13 protein-coding genes are annotated in these 17,501 nt (G+C 70.0%); 8 read left to right on the plus strand and 5 right to left on the minus strand.

All coding sequences use genetic code 11. The features are described from left to right. Positions 1-620 precede the first annotated feature (620 nt). On the minus strand, positions 621-1,823 hold the full coding sequence (locus M6G65_RS06070) for a pyridoxal phosphate-dependent aminotransferase (RefSeq protein ID WP_238197155.1): 1,203 nt from the start codon (positions 1,821-1,823) through the stop codon (positions 621-623). 189 nt (positions 1,824-2,012) lie between these two features. On the opposite strand from M6G65_RS06070, the gene M6G65_RS06075 reads away from it, so the two are divergent. Then, positions 2,013-3,038: an LLM class flavin-dependent oxidoreductase gene (locus M6G65_RS06075; RefSeq protein ID WP_238197154.1), complete on the plus strand. Its 1,026-nt coding sequence runs from the start codon at positions 2,013-2,015 to the stop codon at positions 3,036-3,038. A gap of 106 nt (positions 3,039-3,144) precedes the next feature. Next, positions 3,145-4,176, plus strand: coding sequence for a fumarylacetoacetate hydrolase family protein (locus M6G65_RS06080; protein WP_238197153.1), 1,032 nt, complete (start codon positions 3,145-3,147; stop codon positions 4,174-4,176). 170 nt (positions 4,177-4,346) lie between these two features. On the opposite strand, the gene cysN is transcribed toward M6G65_RS06080, so the two are convergent. From cysN to M6G65_RS06095, 3 genes are read right to left on the minus strand one after another with little or no spacing between them, the layout of a single operon-like run. Beyond that, positions 4,347-5,756 (minus strand): sulfate adenylyltransferase subunit CysN, encoded by a 1,410-nt coding sequence (gene cysN / locus M6G65_RS06085; protein ID WP_250103699.1) that lies wholly within the window; start codon positions 5,754-5,756, stop codon positions 4,347-4,349. Further along, on the minus strand, positions 5,756-6,715 hold the full coding sequence (gene cysD / locus M6G65_RS06090) for a sulfate adenylyltransferase subunit CysD (RefSeq protein WP_250103700.1): 960 nt from the start codon (positions 6,713-6,715) through the stop codon (positions 5,756-5,758). Before cysD ends, cysN begins: the two co-directional genes overlap by 1 nt. After that, positions 6,712-7,524, minus strand: coding sequence for a phosphoadenylyl-sulfate reductase (locus tag M6G65_RS06095; RefSeq protein WP_238197150.1), 813 nt, complete (start codon positions 7,522-7,524; stop codon positions 6,712-6,714). Before M6G65_RS06095 ends, cysD begins: the two co-directional genes overlap by 4 nt. A gap of 266 nt (positions 7,525-7,790) precedes the next feature. Between M6G65_RS06095 and M6G65_RS06100 the strand changes: the two genes are divergently transcribed. From M6G65_RS06100 to M6G65_RS06125, 6 genes are all read left to right on the plus strand, one after another. Further along, complete coding sequence (locus M6G65_RS06100) at positions 7,791-8,306, plus strand: Lrp/AsnC family transcriptional regulator (protein WP_091716811.1); 516 nt, start codon at positions 7,791-7,793, stop codon at positions 8,304-8,306. A gap of 111 nt (positions 8,307-8,417) precedes the next feature. Continuing rightward, positions 8,418-10,187: a diflavin oxidoreductase gene (locus M6G65_RS06105; protein ID WP_238197149.1), complete on the plus strand. Its 1,770-nt coding sequence runs from the start codon at positions 8,418-8,420 to the stop codon at positions 10,185-10,187. 262 nt (positions 10,188-10,449) lie between these two features. Further along, positions 10,450-12,300 carry an NADPH-dependent assimilatory sulfite reductase hemoprotein subunit gene (locus M6G65_RS06110; RefSeq protein ID WP_250103701.1) on the plus strand — a complete coding sequence of 617 codons (1,851 nt, stop codon included), beginning with the start codon at positions 10,450-10,452 and terminating at the stop codon, positions 12,298-12,300. Positions 12,301-12,677: 377 nt separating this feature from the next. After that, positions 12,678-12,827 carry a hypothetical protein gene (locus tag M6G65_RS33900; RefSeq protein WP_250103702.1) on the plus strand — a complete coding sequence of 50 codons (150 nt, stop codon included), beginning with the start codon at positions 12,678-12,680 and terminating at the stop codon, positions 12,825-12,827. Positions 12,828-12,972: 145 nt separating this feature from the next. Further along, on the plus strand, positions 12,973-13,605 hold the full coding sequence (locus M6G65_RS06120) for a TetR/AcrR family transcriptional regulator (RefSeq protein WP_238197146.1): 633 nt from the start codon (positions 12,973-12,975) through the stop codon (positions 13,603-13,605). Positions 13,606-14,031: 426 nt separating this feature from the next. Beyond that, positions 14,032-16,215, plus strand: a complete 2,184-nt coding sequence (locus M6G65_RS06125) for a TonB-dependent siderophore receptor (RefSeq protein ID WP_238197145.1) — start codon at positions 14,032-14,034, stop codon at positions 16,213-16,215. Positions 16,216-16,286: 71 nt separating this feature from the next. Here the strand turns inward: M6G65_RS06125 and M6G65_RS06130 are convergent, their stop codons facing one another. Next, on the minus strand, positions 16,287-17,492 hold the full coding sequence (locus tag M6G65_RS06130; protein ID WP_250103703.1) for a PepSY-associated TM helix domain-containing protein: 1,206 nt from the start codon (positions 17,490-17,492) through the stop codon (positions 16,287-16,289). Positions 17,493-17,501 lie beyond the last annotated feature (9 nt).

The raw sequence follows: 17,501 nt of genomic DNA on the forward strand, positions 1-17,501 counted from the left end.
GTCGGTCCGGCCTGTCCCGGAACGGGGCAGTTCCCGGAGCGCCGCGATGGACGGGTTCACCGGCTATCGAAATACGGGATCTGTGTGGGCCTTGCGCCGGATCCGCGGTTCCTGTTCCCCGCGCTCCCGACACTCCTGCAGCGACTCGGCCCACTGAGCCTCACAGGAACTGCCCAGAGAACTGGTCCGGACCGCCCCGTCACTGCCGACCCCGCCGCCATGCAGGCCCGAGCGGGCTCGCGAAACCTTCAGGCGCATCGGCCGCTGGGGACCGCCCGTGTAGAGGGTGACAGCCGAGCCGGCAACAGAGACGGAATCGTTTCGGCGGCCCCCGCGGCGAAGCGTATCAGCGCGGCCGCGGCGGTCGAACACACGCTGGCTTTCCGGGGCGCCGCAGGCGAGCCCGGAATCCAGAACCTCTGATCGCTCGGGCTTAGCACCGTCGGCGGGTCTGGATTCCGGGCCCTGCTACGCAGTCCCGGAATGATGGGTTTGTCTTTCGACGCTGCGGCCCGGCCTCAGCGTCCGGGATCCTCATGTCTCTTAGGTTCGCTGCTCCCCACCCGCGAGCCTGACGGCGCCCGCGGGTGGGGATCGTAAAGCGATCCGTCCAGGTCGACTTATCGCAGCGAGCCGCAGAAGCGCTGGATGCGCCGGCAGGCCTCCTCCAGCACCGCGTTGGACGTGGCGTAGGAGATGCGCAGGTTCGGGCCGAGCCCGAAGGCCGAGCCATGCACCGCGGCCACGCCCTCGGCCTGGAGCAGCTCCATGACGAAATCCTCGTCGGTCTCGATGGTCTTGCCGCCTTCCGTCTTCTTGCCGATCAGCGCCGCGCAGGACGGATAGACGTAGAAGGCGCCCTCGGGCGTCGGGCAGGTCAAGCCGTTGGTCTGGTTGAGCATCGACACGACGAGGTCGCGCCGGCCCTGGAAGGCCGCGCGGAACTTGGCCAGGTGGTCCTGCGGGCCGTCGAGGGCGGCGACCGCGGCCCATTGCGCGATCGTGCTGGCGCCGGAGGTCTGCTGCCCCTGGACGAAATCCATCGCCTTGATGAGCTTCTCCGGCCCCGCCGCGTAGCCGATCCGCCAGCCGGTCATGGCGTAGCCCTTCGAGACGCCGTTCATGGTGAGCGTCCGCTCAAGGAGCTGCGGCTCGACCTGCGCCGGCGTGACGAACTCGAAATCGCCGTAGGTCAGGTGCTCGTAGATGTCGTCGGTGAGGATGTGCACGTCCGGATAGCGGAGCAGCACGTCGGTGAGCGCCTTCATCTCCGCGCCGGAATAGGCGGCGCCAGACGGATTCGACGGCGAGTTGAGGACGATCCACTTGGTCTTCGGGGTCAGCACCCGGTCGAGCTCCTCGGGCTGGAGCTTGAAACCGTGCGCCATGTCAGTGTCGGCGAAGACCGGAGTGCCGCCGCACAGGCCGACCATCTCCGGGTAGGACACCCAGTAGGGGCGGGGGATCACCACCTCGTCGCCGGGATTCAGGGTGGCCAGGAACGCATTGTAGAGCACCTGCTTGCCGCCGGTGCCCACGATGGTCTGCGAGACCTTGTAGTCGAGCCCGTTCTCGCGCTTGAACTTGCGCACGATCGCCTCGCGCAGCGGCACGATGCCGGAAACCGGCGGGTAGCGGGTCTCGTTGCGGTGGATCGCGTCGATGGCGGCCTGCTTGATGTGCTCGGGCGTGTCGAAATCCGGCTCGCCCACCGACAGGCTGATGACATCGACGCCGGAGGCCTTCAGGTCCCGGGCCTTCTGGGTCATCACGATGGTCGCGGACGGCTTCACCCGCGAGAGGACGTCGGCGAGGAGAGCCATGGCGTGCGGTGCTCCGGATTTTCGAGGTTGGGCGCCGCCTCTTCGCGGCGCGGCGGACCCTAGGCCCGGGACGCTGAGCCGGCAAGGCGGGACGCGGCACGAACCCGAATCTCGCGCCCAGCGCGCGGCGCAGGTCTCTCCTCCGCGGACGCTCTCGCTTTGCGGGATCGTCGTTACCAGATCCTACCCATGACACCGCTCTCCGTCCTCGACCTCTCCTTCGTCAGCGCCGAGTCCACGCCGGCGCAGGCCTTGCACGACACCCTGGCGCTCGCCCGCCACGTCGACGGCCTCGGCTACCGGCGCTACTGGCTCGCAGAGCACCACGCGCTGCCCAATGTGGCGAGCCCGGCCCCCGAGATTATGATCGGCCAGATTGCCGCCGCGACCCGGAATCTGCGGGTCGGCTCGGGCGGGATCATGCTGCCGAACCACGCGCCGCTGATGGTGGCCGAGCGCTTCCGGGTGCTGGAAGCGCTGTTCCCGGGCCGGATCGATCTGGGTCTCGGCCGGGCGCCGGGCACCGACGGCCTCACCGCGCGGGCGCTGCGCCGCCGCGAGGCCCCGGGGGAGGGCGGCGGTGACGACTTCCTCGACCGCCTGCAGGAGCTGCTGTTCTGGGACGGAGGCTTCCCCGAAGGCCATCCGTTCGCCCGCATCACCGCGAGCCCGGCCGACGTCCCGCTGCCGCCGATCTTCCTCCTCGGCTCCTCGGATTACAGCGCCCGGCTCGCCGGCGAGATCGGCTGCGGCTTCGGCTTCGCGCAGCACTTCTCCGGGATGCCCGCGGAGCCGCCGATGCTCGATTACCGCCGCGGCTTCCGGCCGACACGCCTCGGCACGAAGCCCCACGCGATCCTGGCGGTGGCGGCGATCTGCGCCCCCACGGACGCGGAGGCCGAGCGGCTGGCGGCCAGCGCGCGGCTGGCGACGCTGCGGCGGGAGCGGGGCGAGTACCGGCCGCTGCCGAGCCTCGCCGAGGCGCTGGCCTACCCGTATTCCGACGGCGAGCGGATGCAGATCGAGCGCGGCCGCGACCGCCTGCACGTGGGCGGCCCCGAGACCCTGCGGGCCCGGCTCGCCGACATGGTCGCGCGCACGCAGGCCGACGAGCTGATGATCGTCTCGGCGATCCCCGACCAGGCGGCGCGGCACGAATCCTACGCGCTGCTGGCCCAGGCCTGGGGGCTCGGCGCCGCCTCACAGGCGGCCTGAGCCGTCACCCGTCGCCCACTTCAGGCCCTGGCGGCGCTGCCGCCGGCCGTGCAGGCTCCGATCGGACCAGGCCCGCGCGAGACGGGCAGACCGGAGGAGACGCAGCATGGGCAACCGACGCGAATTCCTGACCGTCACGGCCGCGGGGCTCGCCGCAGCGGCGGCGCCGGCCCGGGCCGCCGAGGAGCGGACGGCGGCGCCGAAGACCGCGCCGGCGGGTACGCCCGCGCCCTTCGGCATGCCCCGGGACATGACCCTCATCAACATGCGCCGCGGCGACGCCTATACCCTGGGCGTGAAGATGGCCGACGCGGTGCTCGACGTCGCCGCCGCCGGCCGTGCCCTCGGGATGCCGGTTCCCACCGACATGGACGATCTGCTGCAGAACGGGCGCGGCCCGGCCTTGCGGGCGCTGATCGACGCGGTCGAGGCCGCCCCCGACGGGCGCTTCATGCTGGACGAGGCCGGCATCGCCTACGCGCCGGTGGTCACGCGGCCCGAGAAGATCATCATGATGGGCTTCAACTACCGCCACCATGCGGAGGAGACCGGCACGCCGATCCCGAAGGATCCGCCGCTGTTCAATAAGTACAACAACGCCCTGAACCACCACGGCGGCGCGATCACGCTGCCGACCCAGGCGGCGCGCGAGTTCGACTACGAGACCGAGCTGGTCCTGGTCTTCGGCCGGGAATGCCGGAACGTCTCCGAGGCCGACGCCCTCGACTATCTCGCCGGCTACTGCACGGGCAACGATTTCAGCGCCCGGGATCTCCAGACGCTGACCTCGCAATTCATGATCGGGAAGACCTCGGATGGATTCGCGCCGCTCGGTCCCTACCTCGTCACCGCCGACCGGGTGAAGGACCCGAACAATCTCAAGCTGAAGACGCTGGTCAACGGCCAGGTGCGCCAGGACTGGAGCACCAACGACATGATCTTCAACTGCCGCCAGCTGATCAGCTTCGCGTCCAAGGTGATGACGATCAAGCCCGGCGACATCTTCTACACGGGCACCCCGCAGGGGGTGATCTTCGGCGAGAAGATCCCGCGCAAGGACCGGGCGTGGCTGAAGCCCGGCGACGAGGTGGTGTCCGAGTTGGAAGGTCTGGGCGCGCTGCGCTTCAAGCTGGTCTGAGGCGAGCCCGGATCGCGCGCCGGTCCGCTGGCGACTCCGTCATCCCGGGGCCGCGCAGCGGAGCCCGGGATCCAGACGCGCCGGCGCACCAAGGCCTGACTGCTGCGGCGGCTCTGGATTCCGGGCTCGCCTGTGGCGCCCCGGAACGACGGTGCGGGTGCGGCCGATCCTCAGCGCCCGAACAACCGTCCAAGGCGGGCAAGGAAACCGCCACCTTCCGCAGGCTTCGCACCGGCCGCGGCCGCCGCCTTCAGAGCCTCCGCCTTGGGCGCCAGGATCAGCCCGAGGGCCGCCGTGTCGGTGGTCTCGCGGTCGATCAGGATCAGGCTGCCGGTCTCGCGGTTCTCCGCGTAGGCGTCGACCGCCACTGCCCGATCGAGGCGCAGGCTCACATCGGCGATGTCGTTGGCGGACAGGCGCTCGGCCGGGCCGTGCTTTCCGGTCTCGGGGTCGATGCGCGAGACGATCCGCTCCACAGTTGCGGTGACCGTGGCGGTGCCGATCTTGGCGAACAGGCTCGCGCCCGGGCTCATATCGGTCTCGGCCGCCCAGAACAGGCGGGCGTCCAGGGTCTCGGTGACCCGCATCGGCGCGTCGGTGGCCACGATCACCTGCCCGCGGGAGGCGTCGATCTGGTCGGCGAGCACCAGGGTCACCGACTCGTCCTCGCCGGCCTCGGGCAGGTCACCGTCGGCGGTGTAGATCCGCGCCACCGTGGAGGTCCGGCCGGAGGGCTGGACCGTCACCGAATCGCCCGGCCGCACCCGGCCGCTGGCGATCCGGCCGCTGTAGCCGCGGAATTCGGAATTCGGCCGGTTGACCCACTGCACCGCCATGCGGAACGGCGCGTTGAGCGCCTCGGCGTGGACCGGCACGGTCTCGAGGTAATGGAGCAGGGTGCCGCCCGTGTACCAGGGCGCCGCGACGCCCGCGTCCACGACGTTGTCGCCGTTCTTGGCCGAGAGCGGGATCGCCTTGACCTCGGCGAAGTTCAGCCCGCGGGCGAAGTCCGCGAACCCCGACACGATGCCGTCGAAGGTGCCCTGCGCCCAGCCGGCGAGGTCCATCTTGTTCACCGCCAGCACGACGCGGCGGATCCCCAGATTCGACACCAGCAGCGCGTGGCGCCGGGTCTGGCGGGTCAGGCCCTGGCGGGCATCGGCGAGGATCACCGCCACGTCCGCCGTCGAGGCGCCGGTGGCCATGTTGCGGGTGTACTGCTCGTGGCCGGGCGTGTCGGCCACGATGAAGGAGCGCCTGTCGGTGGAGAAGAACCGGTAGGCGACGTCGATGGTGATGCCCTGTTCGCGCTCGGCCTGGAGGCCGTCGGCGAGCAACGCGAGGTCCACCTCCGCGCCCTGCGTCCCGTGCTTGCGCGAATCGCGCTGGAGCGCCGAGATCTGGTCGTCGAAGATCTGCTTGGTGTCGTGCAGGAGCCGCCCGATCAGGGTCGACTTGCCGTCATCCACTGATCCGCAGGCGATGAAGCGCAGCACCGCCTTGTTGCGGTGGGCGGTCAGGAAGGCCGCGTAGCCGGCCGCGCGGTCGCCGAAGGCGTTGGGGGCTTGGTGCAGCGTCATCAGAAGTACCCCTCCTGCTTCTTGCGCTCCATGGCGCCGGCCCCGTCCTTGTCGATCACCCGGCCCTGGCGCTCCGAGGTGCGGGCGGCGAGCGTCTCGCCGATGATCTCGGGGAGCGAGGCGGCGTCGCTCTCCACCGCCCCGGTCAGCGGGTAGCAGCCGAGCGTGCGGAAGCGGACGAGGCGCTGCTGCGGGGTCTCGCCGGGCTCGAGCGGCAGGCGCTCGTCGTCGACCATGATCAGCTGGCCCTCACGCTCGGCGACCGGCCGCTCCTTGGCGAAGTAGAGCGGCACGATCGGAATATTTTCCTGCTCGATGTAGAGCCAGATGTCGAGCTCGGTCCAGTTCGACAGCGGGAAGACCCGCAGGGATTCGCCGCGCTTCTTCTTGAGATTGTAGAGGTGCCACGGCTCGGCGCGCTGGCGCTTCGGGTCCCAGCGGTGCTGCGCGGTCCGGAGCGAGATGATTCGCTCCTTGGCGCGGCTCGCCTCCTCGTCGCGGCGGGCGCCCCCGAAGGCGGCGTCGAACTTGTACTTGTCGAGCGCCTGTCGCAGGGCCTGCGTCTTCATCACGTCGGTGTGGACCTCGGAGCCATGACTCACCGGTCCGACGCCGCGGGCAAGCCCGTCCGGGTTGGTGTGGATGAGCAGGTCGAGGCCGAGTTCCTTCGCGCGGGCGTCGCGGAAGGCGATCATCTCGCGGAACTTCCAGGTCGTGTCGACGTGCAGCAGCGGGAACGGCAGCCGCCCGGGCGCGAAGGCCTTGAGGGCGAGGTGCAGCAGCACCGAGGAATCCTTGCCGATCGAGTAGAGCATCACCGGGTTCTCGGTCTCGGCGACCGTCTCCCGGAAGATGTGGATGGCCTCGGCCTCCAGCCGCTTGAGGTGGCTGAGACGGTCGGCGGCCTGTGCGGGCGTGGGGGCGCTCGGCTGCACGGCGGCGGCGAGGGCGGCGCTCATCGGGCGAACTCCGGCTGGCGGGCTGTCTGGGTCGGGGTGGTCTCGAACGCGGCGGCCTCCTGGCCCGGCTGCACCGACGCCGCGGGGCGTCCGACGTGCAGGCCGCATTCCTTCTTGTCTTCCTGCTCCCACCACCAGCGCCCAGCGCGCTCCGGCTCGCCGAGCTTCACCGCGCGGGTGCAGGGGGCGCAGCCGATCGAGGGAAAACCCCGGTCGTGCAGGACGTTGTAGGGCACGAAGTTGTCGCACACGAAGCTGTCGACCTGCGCCCGGGTCCAGTCGGCCAGCGGGTTCAGCTTGATCAGGCCGCGCTCCGCGTCGAAGGCAGCGAGCGGCGTCTCGGCGCGGTTGGCGGACTGGCCGGCCCGCAGACCGGTGAGCCAGCCGCTGGCGCCTTCGAGCGCGCGGCCCAGCGGCTCGACCTTGCGGAAGCCGCAGCAGGCCTGCCGCGCGGCGACCGAGCGGCGGAAGCCGTTGATGCCCTCGGTCCGCACGAACTCCTCTGCGGCCGCGCGCTCCGGCGCGTAGGCGGCGATCCGGATGCCGTAGGCCGATTCGGTCTCGGACCACGTGTCGTAGGTCTCGGCGAACAGGCGGCCGGTATCGAGGGTGACGATCTCGACGCGGCCTTTCGCGAGGCCCGCCATGGCCAGCGCGTGGGTGAGCGCCTGATCCTCGACGCCGAGGCTCGTCGTGAAGACGAGACGGCCGGGGATCTCGGCGGCGATCCGGTGGAGGCGGCCTGGCAGGTCGAGCCCGGACAGCTGCTCCGCAAGAGTCTCAGCCGTCTGTCGGTCCGGACGGGTCATCGCGACATGTCCCGGGGTTCGCGTGATGGAAAGGGCACGGCGCATGCCGACCCTGTTGTCGAACGGTCGAAATGTTCGCTATACCGAACGAAGTCAAGGTGCTCCGCCCGCTTGTCGGGCCCTGGCGTCGGGGCGACTGTGCGGTTGCGCACAGCGATCCACACCGGTGGCCGGCGGTCAGGATAAAAAATTCTTCTTATCGACACCGGTACGCCCCTATATCGACCCCGCGCCGGCCCGCGCGGAAGAAGCCGATGGAGACAGCTTTGGACGCGATCGATCTGAAGATTCTCGCCCTGCTACAGACGGACGCGACCCTCTCGATCGCGGCCATCGGCGAACGGGTCGGGCTGTCGCAAACCCCCTGCTGGAAGCGGATCCAGAAGCTGGAGGCTGACGGCGTCATCGACCGGCGGGTGGCGGTGCTCGATCCGGTGAAGCTCGGCCTCGGCCTGACCGTGTTCGTCTCCATCGAGACAGCCGACCACTCGCAGGAATGGCTGCAGCGCTTCGCCGCAACCGTCTCGGCCATGCCGGAAGTGCTTGAGTTCTACCGGATGGCCGGCGACGTGGACTACATGCTGCGGGTCGTCGTCGCCGACATGCAGGCCTACGACAGCTTCTACAAGCACCTGATCGCCGTGCTGCCGCTCAAGAACGTCACGTCCCGCTTCGCCATGGAGAAGGTGAAATCCACCACTGCCCTGCCGCTGCCGGCGCCACCGAAGAACGGGCGGCATCTGCCCGGAACCGGTCCGGTCCTCGCCGTGGTTGGAGAATGATCTTCTCTTATTCCGCACCGCAGCGAACCTGATATCCTAATCTTCACCCGTTCTGCAAAACGAACGTTTCTCGATTGACACCGGCCGTACAGGCCACGACATGGTCTCTTGATGTCACGCCAGAATCTTCTCCCGCGTACCGCCCCGTTTGGGGATGGCGAGCGCGCCAGCCTCGATGCGGTGCTCGGCGCCGCGAGTCCCACGCAGCGCGCATGGCTGGCCGGCTTCCTGGCTGGCCTCGACGCCGCGGGCGGCCAGCCCGCCGCGGCGCCGGCCGCGCCGCCCAAGGCCGCCGAGCCGCTGACGGTGATCTACGCGAGCGAGTCGGGGAATTCCGAGGCCCTTGCCGGCAACGTCGCCAAGCTCGCGCGCAAGCAGGGCTTCAAGCCCAAGGTCGTGGATTTCTCCGACCTCGACGTCGCGACCCTGCCGAAGGCCGGCAAGCTGATCGCCATCGCGGCCACCTGGGGCGAGGGCGAGCCGCCGGCCCGGGCGGTGCGGGCCTACGGCGAGCTGATGGGGGAGGGTGCCCCGCGCCTCGACGGCGTCGAGTTCGCGGTCCTGTCGCTCGGCGACACGTCCTACGCGGAGTTCTGCGCCATCGGTAAGGCGCTCGACGCGCGCTTCGAGGCGCTGGGCGCCAAGCGCGCCGCTGAGCGGGCCGACCTCGACCTCGACTTCGAGAAGCCCGCCGCCGACTGGATCAAGGGCGCGCTGAAGGCGCTCGCCCCGGCGGAGCAGCCCGACAACGTCGTGGCGGTGGACTTCGCCCGCGCCGGGTCCGGCGAGGACGACGACGCCGAGCCGAGCCGCGAACCCGTGGTGGTCGAGGTCGTCGAGCACGTGAACCTCAACTCCTCGCGCTCCGACAAGGAGACGATCCACTTGGCGCTGGCCTTCGAGGACGGCGCGCCGGCCTACGAGCCGGGCGATTCGCTCGAGATCTTCCCCGAGAACGACCCACAGTTGGTGGACGAGATCCTGAAGGCCGCCGGTCTCTCGGGCGACGAGGCTCTGCGCACGGCTTTGCTCGCCGAGCGGGACATCACCACGCTCTCGGCCGCCACGATCGAACGGTTCGTAAAGGCCACCGGTCACGCGGACGCGCAGAAGCTCATCGACAGCGGCGCCGCCAAGGCCTGGATCGAGGGCCGGCACCTGATCGACCTGCTGGAGACCTACCCGGCGAAGCTGACGGCCGAGCATCTCGGCACCATCACCCGGCCGCTGCCGCCGCGGGCCTACTCGATTGCCTCCTCGCGCAAGGAGGTGGGCGACGAGGTCCACCTCGTCATCGCGGCGGTGCGCTACGAGACCCACGGCCGCGCCCGCTCGGGCGTCGCCTCGGTCCAGGTGGCCGACCGCATCCGCGACGGCGCCAAGCTCCGGGTGCGGCTGAAGCCGAACCGCCACTTCCGCCTGCCGCAGGATCCGGCCACCGACATCATCATGGTCGGCCCGGGCACCGGCGTCGCGCCGTTCCGCGCCTTCGTGCAGGAGCGCCGGGCCGTCGAGGCGCCCGGTCGGTCGTGGCTGTTCTTCGGCGACCGGCACTTCACCCACGACTTCCTGTACCAGCTCGAATGGCAGGACGCCCTGGAGGACCGGTCGCTCACCAAGATCGACGTGGCCTTCTCGCGGGACCAGCCGGAGAAGGTCTACGTGCAGGACCGGATCACCCAGAACGCCAAGGAGCTGGTTTCCTGGCTCGACGGGGGGGCGCATCTCTACGTCTGCGGCGACGCGAAGAACATGGCCAAGGACGTGCGCGCCGCGGTCGTGAAGGCCTACGAGACGGTCAAGAACCTGAGCGCCGCCGACGCCGAGACGCAGGTCGCGGCTTTGGAGCGCAGCCACCGCTACCAGCAGGACGTTTACTAAGGACACACCGCTCCCCGCACCGCGGGGGGCCTTCAACGAGATGCGGCAGAGACAGGCGGGACGCAGGTCCCCTCTCCCGGGCGGGAGAGGGACAGGGTGAGGGATCAGGTCTTTCCGGAGAGGGCGCACCCCTCACCTCAACCCTCTCCCGTACGGGAGAGGGGGCCGGTCGCGGATCCGGTTCCAGTCCTGCACCGGCTTCGCTCCGCTCGCCACCTCCCCATCGGGGAGGAAGACGCGTTCAGACAGACGGATTCACCCCATGGACGACCACAGCCCCCGCGACGCCGCCGAGACCCCGGCCCCCGGCCCGACCGCCACGCCCGCCAAGCGCGTCTATGAGACCCCGCCGACCGAGCGGCCGATCACCGAGGCCGAGGCCGCCCGCGCGGCCCAGCTCGCCGCGAACGAGCACATCAAGATCGCCAGCGGCTACCTCCGCGGCACGCTGGCGGACGGGCTCCTGAAGCACGCCACCGGGGCGATCTCGGAGGATGACGGGCAGCTCGTGAAGTTCCACGGGATGTACCTGCAGGACGACCGCGACCTGCGCCCCGAGCGGACCAAGAAGAAGCTCGACAAGGCGTACAGCTTCATGATCCGCCTGCGCATCGCCGGCGGCGTCATCACCCCGAAGCAGTGGCTGATCCTCGGCGACATCGCCCGGACCTACGCGGGCGGGGCGCTGCGCGCGACCACGCGCCAAACCTTCCAGTACCACGGCGTGATCAAGTCGAACCTGAAGCGCACGATGGCGGCGATTGACGGCGCGCTGCTCGACACGATTGCGGCCTGCGGCGACGTCAACCGCAACGTCATGGCGGCGACGAACCCGGCCCAGGTCGGTGCCCACAAGGCCGCCTACCAGCTCGCCAAGGATATCTCCGACTCGCTGCTGCCCAAGACCAGCGCGTGGCGCGAGATCTGGCTCGACGGCGAGCGCGTGGTCGGCGGCGAGGACGCGGCCGAGGTCGAGCCGGTCTACGGCCGGACCTACCTGCCGCGGAAGTTCAAGACCGTCGTGGCGGTGCCGCCCTCCAACGAGGTCGACATCTTCGCCCACGACCTCGGCTTCATCGCGATCCTCGACAAGAAGAACCAAGTCACCGGCTGGAACGTGACGGTGGGCGGCGGCATGGGCATGACCCATGGCGAGCCCGACACCTTCCCGCGCACCGCCGACGTCATGGGCTTCGTGAAGCCCGAGGACGCCATCAAGGTCGCCGAGGCGGTGATGACCGTCCAGCGCGACTGGGGCAACCGCAAGAACCGCAAGAACGCCCGGCTGAAGTACACGATCGAGCGTTACGGGCTCGACGCCTTCCGGGCCGAGGTCGAGAAGCGCGTCGGCAAGAAGCTCGGCGCACCCAAGCCCTTCGCCTTCACGGGCAACGGCGACCGCTACGGCTGGGTCGAGGGTGACGATGGGCGCCACCACCTGACGCTCTACGTGCCCTCGGGCCGGATCAAGGACATCGAGGGCGGCGCGCAGTTCCTCTCGGGCCTGCGCCGCATCGCCGAGGTGCACCAGGGCGATTTCCGCCTCACCGGCAACCAGAACGTGATCATCGCCAACGTCCCGGCCGAGAAGCGCGCCGAGATCGACGCCCTCGTCGATGAGTACGGCCTGACCCGGGGTGCGAGCGCGCTGCGGCGCAGCTCGCTCGCCTGCGTGGCCCTGCCGACCTGCGGGCTCGCACTCGCCGAGAGCGAGCGCTACCTGCCCGACCTGATGACCGAGCTGGAGGAGAGCCTCGCGTCCCACGGGCTCGCCGAGGAGGAGATCACGATCCGCTCCACCGGCTGCCCGAACGGCTGCGCCCGGCCGTTCATCTCCGAGATCGGCCTCGTGGGCCGCGGCCCCGAGCGCTACCATCTCTATCTCGGTGCCGCCCATGACGGCTCGCGGCTCAGCAAGCTCTACAAGGAGGATGTTGCAGCCTCCGAGATCCGCGACACCCTCGACCCGCTGTTTGCCGACTACGCCAAGGGCCGGCAGCCGGGTGAGCATTTCGGCGACTACCTGATCCGTGCCGGCCACGTGGCCCGGACCACCAACGGCCCGGACTTCCACGACCGGACCGGCGCCCTCAAGCCGGCCACGCTCGGCTGACGGCAGGCCGCGCGTGTCCGGGACGAGGCTCCCGGACGCGCCGAGACAGTGAGACCGCGGCGGCACGGGCCGTGGACGGTGGCTTGCGACCCAGCTCGGCGCTGACCGGAGCCGCCCGCCCAGATCGCGGGCTGCCGGAGCGCGGCGGCAGGAAGCGGGGCCCCGGCGAGACACACCGCCCGCGCACCGGTCCGGACGCCCCTCTGGGACACCCCGAACCGCCGTCGAAGTCCCGGCCCCGCTCTACCCACACGCCCGACAAACCCCATCACGGCGGCGGGGCGCGGTCGTGACGCCTCGGGCCACCAATGAGAATGAACGTTCATTGACATGAGAATGAACGTTCATTACAAGGATGGGGCAAACAGGAGCGCGCGATGGCTCTCACCCTCGAAGGCCGCTGGTCCGATCTCGATGCCGAGCGCTTCGGCGCCCGCGGCCCGGGCGCTCTCGCCCTCGTCCGTACCGTCTGCACCCCCGCCAACCTGACCTTCGGCGCCGTCCTGGCCCTCGCCGGCTGGCGCTGATCAACTGGACGGGCGCCGGCCCGGACGGCTGGCAGGCCCGGATCTGCGCGGACCTGCATCAGGGACCGCAATCCTGCGCCGTCGCCAGCCTGGGCAAGGATCAGAGCCGTATCGCTCCGGTGGCCCTCACGGCGCAGCCCAGGTCGTGACCGTCGCGGCGGACAGGAGGGCAGAGGCCCGCGGCGACCCGTCCGCCCGGCGCGCGCACATCCTCGATGCGGCCGAAGCGTGCTTCGCGCGCAACGGCTTCCATCGCACCACCATGCAGGACCTCGCCCGCGAGGCCGCGATGAGTCCGGGCAACTTCTACCGCTACTTCGAATCCAAGGAGGCCCTGGTCGTCGGGCTGGTGGAGCGCGAGCGCGAGCGCGGCACCCTCTTGGTGGCGCAGATGGAGGGCAGCGGCAATCGGCGTGGGGCACTGCTCAGCATTATCGCCCGCTACTTCGTGTCGATCACCCGCGAGGCCGCGATCCTGCGGGTGGAGATCTGGTCGGAATCCACGCGCAATCCGGCCATCGCCGCCCTGACGGCGCGGACCGAGGCCGAGAGCCGCGACTGGTTCGTGACGACCTTCGCGGCGCTCGCCACCGCGCCGGACTGCGACCCGGCCGCGCTCTACGCGCTCGTCGCGCCGCTGATGCGGGGGATCGTGGTCGGCCGCGCGGCACTACCCGATTTCGACGTCACTGCGGCCGTGGCCCAGCTCCACGCCCTCTTGGATGCGGGCCTCGACGGTCGCCTGCCCTACGCTCCGGGTCCGCGGGCGAAAAGCTGATCCGCGCCCGGCGCGATCGATGCTTCGGCGCGGCAAGCCCGGCGGCAGCCGCGCTCCGCCCGAAGACAACATCCATCCTCCGATCGCGCGCCGACAACCGGTGCGCGGTACGCCGGCCGGCCCGCAATCCCCCCTCATGCGGGCCGGCCGGTCGGAACCGGGCCTCTCGCGCCTCGGCCTCGCGCGTGATTCGGTATTTCCTTCTCCGGACACACACGCCTAAGTAGGCATCTTGGAAATGTTTTAAAAACGTCGTCCCGAGATTCGTGCCATATCGGCCACATTCCGGCAGACGAGACGGGCCGAACCTGAAAATCTGCGCGCCATCTGCGCCGACGATGCGTGCCGCCGTTGAGAAAATGCACACCGTACACTTAGGAGTAACGCATCCCGCCGATGCACCACTCCTGAGAACGATTTTAAACTATGCCTTCGGATCGGATCGACACCGTCGATCGCACGTCTCGTCTCCGCGAGTACTTGAACGCCTCTACTGCGGCACTCGCCACGACGGCTCTGCTCCTGTCCTCGACGTGTCTTCACGCGCAGGCGCAACCGGAGGCCGAAGAGGTCGCCCTCTCCGAACTGACGGTCACTGGTACCGGTCCCGCTGTCGAGCGCGCGGGCGGCCCGGTCGTTGGTTACCGCGCCACCCGCTCGGCCACCGCGACCCGGACCGACACGCCCCTGCGCGACACGCCGCAATCGGTGCAGGTGGTGCCCCGGGAGGTGCTGGTCGACCAGCAGGATATCCGCCTCAGCGACGCGCTTCAGAATGTCAGCAGCGTCCAGCCTGGCGGCACGATCCAGGGCCGGAGCGACACCTTCATCATCCGCGGGTTCAGGACGCAGACTTACGCCATCGACGGCGTGCTGTTGAACCAGGCAGGCAACTTCTCCTCGGTGACCCGCGATCTGGCCGACGTGGAGCGGATCGAGGTGCTGAAGGGACCGGCGTCGGTCCTTTACGGGCGCGGCGATCCGGGCGGCCTGATCAACATCGTCACCCGCCAGCCGACGCTGGCACCGTCCGGCGACATCAACCTCCAGGCCGGCAGCTTCGGCTTCCGACGGGTGCAGGGCTCAGTGTCGAGCGCGATCGAGGGCGTGGAGGGCCTGGCCGGACGGTTGAGCTTCGCCGCCCAGTCGGATCCGACGTTCCGCAACTTCTACGGCCGGGACAATGCGCGGACCTTCGTGGCTCCGGCCTTCGCGTGGACTCCGACACCGGACACGCGCGTCACGTTCCTCGGCGAGTTCACCCGGGTCGACAACCAGTACGACGAGGGCCTGATCGCGCGGAACGGCCGCGTGCCCCTGGACAACGTCGCGCGCTACTACGGCGAGCCGTTCTCCCGCTACAACGGCAGCGCCAATTTCGGCCTGCTCAAGGTCGAGCACGATCTCAACGCCAACATCACCCTGCGCGAGGTGCTCAACGCGCAGTGGGGCGGCTTCGATTTATTGGCCACCCGAGCCATCGGTCTCACCAACCGCAACACCCAGGTGACCCGGCGGGAGACTGCGGTCTACTCGACCTACGCGGCCGTCGACAGCCAGACCGAGATGGTGGCGCAGTTCGACCTCCTCGGCTTCCGGCACACGGTGCTCACCGGTGTCGAGTACACGAACGGCTACCGGCGCGCTTACCAGACGCAGAGCACGAACTTCCCGTCGGTCAGCTTCCTCAACCCGGTCCCGGGATCCCCGATCGTCGGCCTCCAGTTCCAGTCCGATCTCAAGCAGAAGAACGCGCTGACCGGCCTCTACGTGCAGGACCAGATCGATCTCGGCCTCGGCCTGCAGATGCTGGTCGGCGTCCGCTACGACACGGGCACCCAGTACTATTTCAGCCGCGTCCCGACCTCGCGCACCATCCCGCCCGACCAGCAATTGTCAGGCACGTCGCCGCGGGTGGGTCTCGTCTACCGTCCGGTGGAGCCGCTGACCCTCTATGCGAGCTACGCGACCTCCTTCAAGCCGCAGACGGACAACGTCTTCAACGCCGTCAATCCGCGTCCCGAGACCGGCGAACTCTACGAGATCGGCAGCCGGCTCGATCTCACCCCGGACCTGACCCTCTCGACGGCGGCCTTCCGCATCATCCGCAACAACGTCTCGGCCACCGACCCGGTCAACACGGGCTTCTCGGTGATCACCGGGCAGCAGCGCTCCGAGGGCGTGGAGGCCGACCTCGCCGGCCAAGTCCTGCCGGGCTGGAAGGTCATCGGGGGCATCAGCTTCCTCGATGCCCGGATCACCAAGGACACGACCTTCGCGGTGGGCAACCGTCTCGTCGGGGCGCCGGCCTTCAGCGGCAGCATCTGGTCGACCTACCAGTTCCAGGACGGCTTCCTACTCGGCTGGAACGTCGGGGCCGGGATCACCTATGTCGGGCGCCGCGCCGGCGACCTGAACAACAGCTACTCGGTGGGCGGCTACGCCCGGCTCGACGCGGCCGTCTTCTACGACTTCAGCGAGCACGCCCGGTTCTCGATCAATGCCCGGAACCTGACCGACCGCCGCTACATCGAGCAGCCGTTCAACCAGTTCAACAACCTCCCCGGTGCGCCGCTCTCGGTGCTGGCGACGATCACCGCGCGGCTCTGAGCCGGGCGGCCCGCATCGCGGGGCCCGCCGAGGCGGGCCCATCGGGACGAGACCGCGGATCGGACAGGTGCTCAGGAGCTCGCCGGGCTGATGGTCACGCCCGGGGCCTCGGGCCGGGCGGCCCTCCGGCGGTCCCCGGCGCGGCGGCGCAGGACGTAGAGGGTCAGGCCGGTGGCCGCGAAGCCCGGCATGGCCAGAGCCGCGAGGCAGAACAGCAGCGCGACGCCATCGCCGAAGAAGCGGCCGCGATGCACCTCCAGCATGTTCTCGGCGATCCGCCGGCCCAGCGGCAGGTCGGCCGCGTGCTCGGCCGACACCAGCGCGCCCGTGGCGGCGTCGTAGCGTGCCTCGTTGCGGGCGCTCGGCGCGTCGACGCCCCGCGGAAGCCAGCGGATGCGGATCGCCTTCGCGTCGGCCCCGGGAACGATCAGGGTCGCGGACCCGGCCTCTCGGCCCTCGCCGGCGCGGAAGGCCGCCCAAGCGCGGTCGAGGGACGGCCCGGATGCCGCCGCATCCGCCGTCCTGCCACGACCCTCCGGACGGCCCGCCGCGGCGGGCTTTGCCGCCTCGGGACTGCCCGCCAGCAGCGCCGTGGCGCCGTCCTTGAACCACGGGTAGGACCAAGTCAGGCCCGTGAGCGCGATCACGAGATAGACCGGCACGAGCCACGTCCCCGCCACCGCGTGCAGCGACCACCAGCGCGCCCGGCCGGGCCGCGACAGGTGCGGCTTCAGCCAGATCCGCCAGCGATGGATCTGGGGCCAGCGCAGGTACAGGCCAGTCGCCAGGAAGGCGAGGAGCGCCCATTGGCAGGCGCCCGTGATCGTGCGGCCCCAGCCCTTGGAGCCGCCGGGGAGCAGCAGCCAGCGGTGCAGCTCCCGCACCGTCGCGAACGCCGTCTCGAGCCGCACCGGGCCGAGCACCGTGCCGTCATACGGGTCGGCATAGAGCGAGGGCGGCCGCGCGCGGGTCGCGGGATCGCGGGCGAAGCGGACAAGGACGCTGGCGCCGGGATCGTCCGGCAGGGTCAGCGCGTCGACCTTGGGTCCGTGCGCCTGCGCGTCGATCCGCGCCACGAGGAAAGCGGGGGGCAGCGCCGTCCGCCCGCCGGGCGTGACCTCCAGCTGGTCGCGGTTGGCGAAGGCGGTCACCGCCTCCTCATAGCTCATCAGGGCTCCGGTCAGGCCCATCAGGGCGAGGACGAGACCAGCGGTGAGGCCCAGCGCCCAGTGCAGGCGGAAGAGCAGGGTCCGGAGGGTGGGAATCGGCATCGGCATGGCAGTGCC

Source organism: Methylobacterium tardum (assembly GCF_023546765.1).
GTDB classification, from domain to species: Bacteria; Pseudomonadota; Alphaproteobacteria; order Rhizobiales; family Beijerinckiaceae; genus Methylobacterium; species Methylobacterium tardum.

Bases quoted from the DNA above. Each gene is read 5' to 3' on its own strand.
- M6G65_RS06075 (WP_238197154.1), top strand. From the start codon at position 2,013: ATGACACCGCTCTCCGTCCTCGACCTCTCCTTCGTCAGCGCCGAGTCC.
- M6G65_RS06105 (WP_238197149.1), top strand. From the start codon at position 8,418: ATGTCACGCCAGAATCTTCTCCCGCGTACCGCCCCGTTTGGGGATGGC.
- M6G65_RS06130 (WP_250103703.1), bottom strand. From the start codon at position 17,492: ATGCCGATGCCGATTCCCACCCTCCGGACCCTGCTCTTCCGCCTGCAC.
- M6G65_RS06110 (WP_250103701.1), top strand. From the start codon at position 10,450: ATGGACGACCACAGCCCCCGCGACGCCGCCGAGACCCCGGCCCCCGGC.
- M6G65_RS06095 (WP_238197150.1), bottom strand. From the start codon at position 7,524: ATGACCCGTCCGGACCGACAGACGGCTGAGACTCTTGCGGAGCAGCTG.
- M6G65_RS06125 (WP_238197145.1), top strand. From the start codon at position 14,032: ATGCCTTCGGATCGGATCGACACCGTCGATCGCACGTCTCGTCTCCGC.
- cysD (WP_250103700.1), bottom strand. From the start codon at position 6,715: ATGAGCGCCGCCCTCGCCGCCGCCGTGCAGCCGAGCGCCCCCACGCCC.
- cysN (WP_250103699.1), bottom strand. From the start codon at position 5,756: ATGACGCTGCACCAAGCCCCCAACGCCTTCGGCGACCGCGCGGCCGGC.
- M6G65_RS06070 (WP_238197155.1), bottom strand. From the start codon at position 1,823: ATGGCTCTCCTCGCCGACGTCCTCTCGCGGGTGAAGCCGTCCGCGACC.
- M6G65_RS33900 (WP_250103702.1), top strand. From the start codon at position 12,678: ATGGCTCTCACCCTCGAAGGCCGCTGGTCCGATCTCGATGCCGAGCGC.
- M6G65_RS06080 (WP_238197153.1), top strand. From the start codon at position 3,145: ATGGGCAACCGACGCGAATTCCTGACCGTCACGGCCGCGGGGCTCGCC.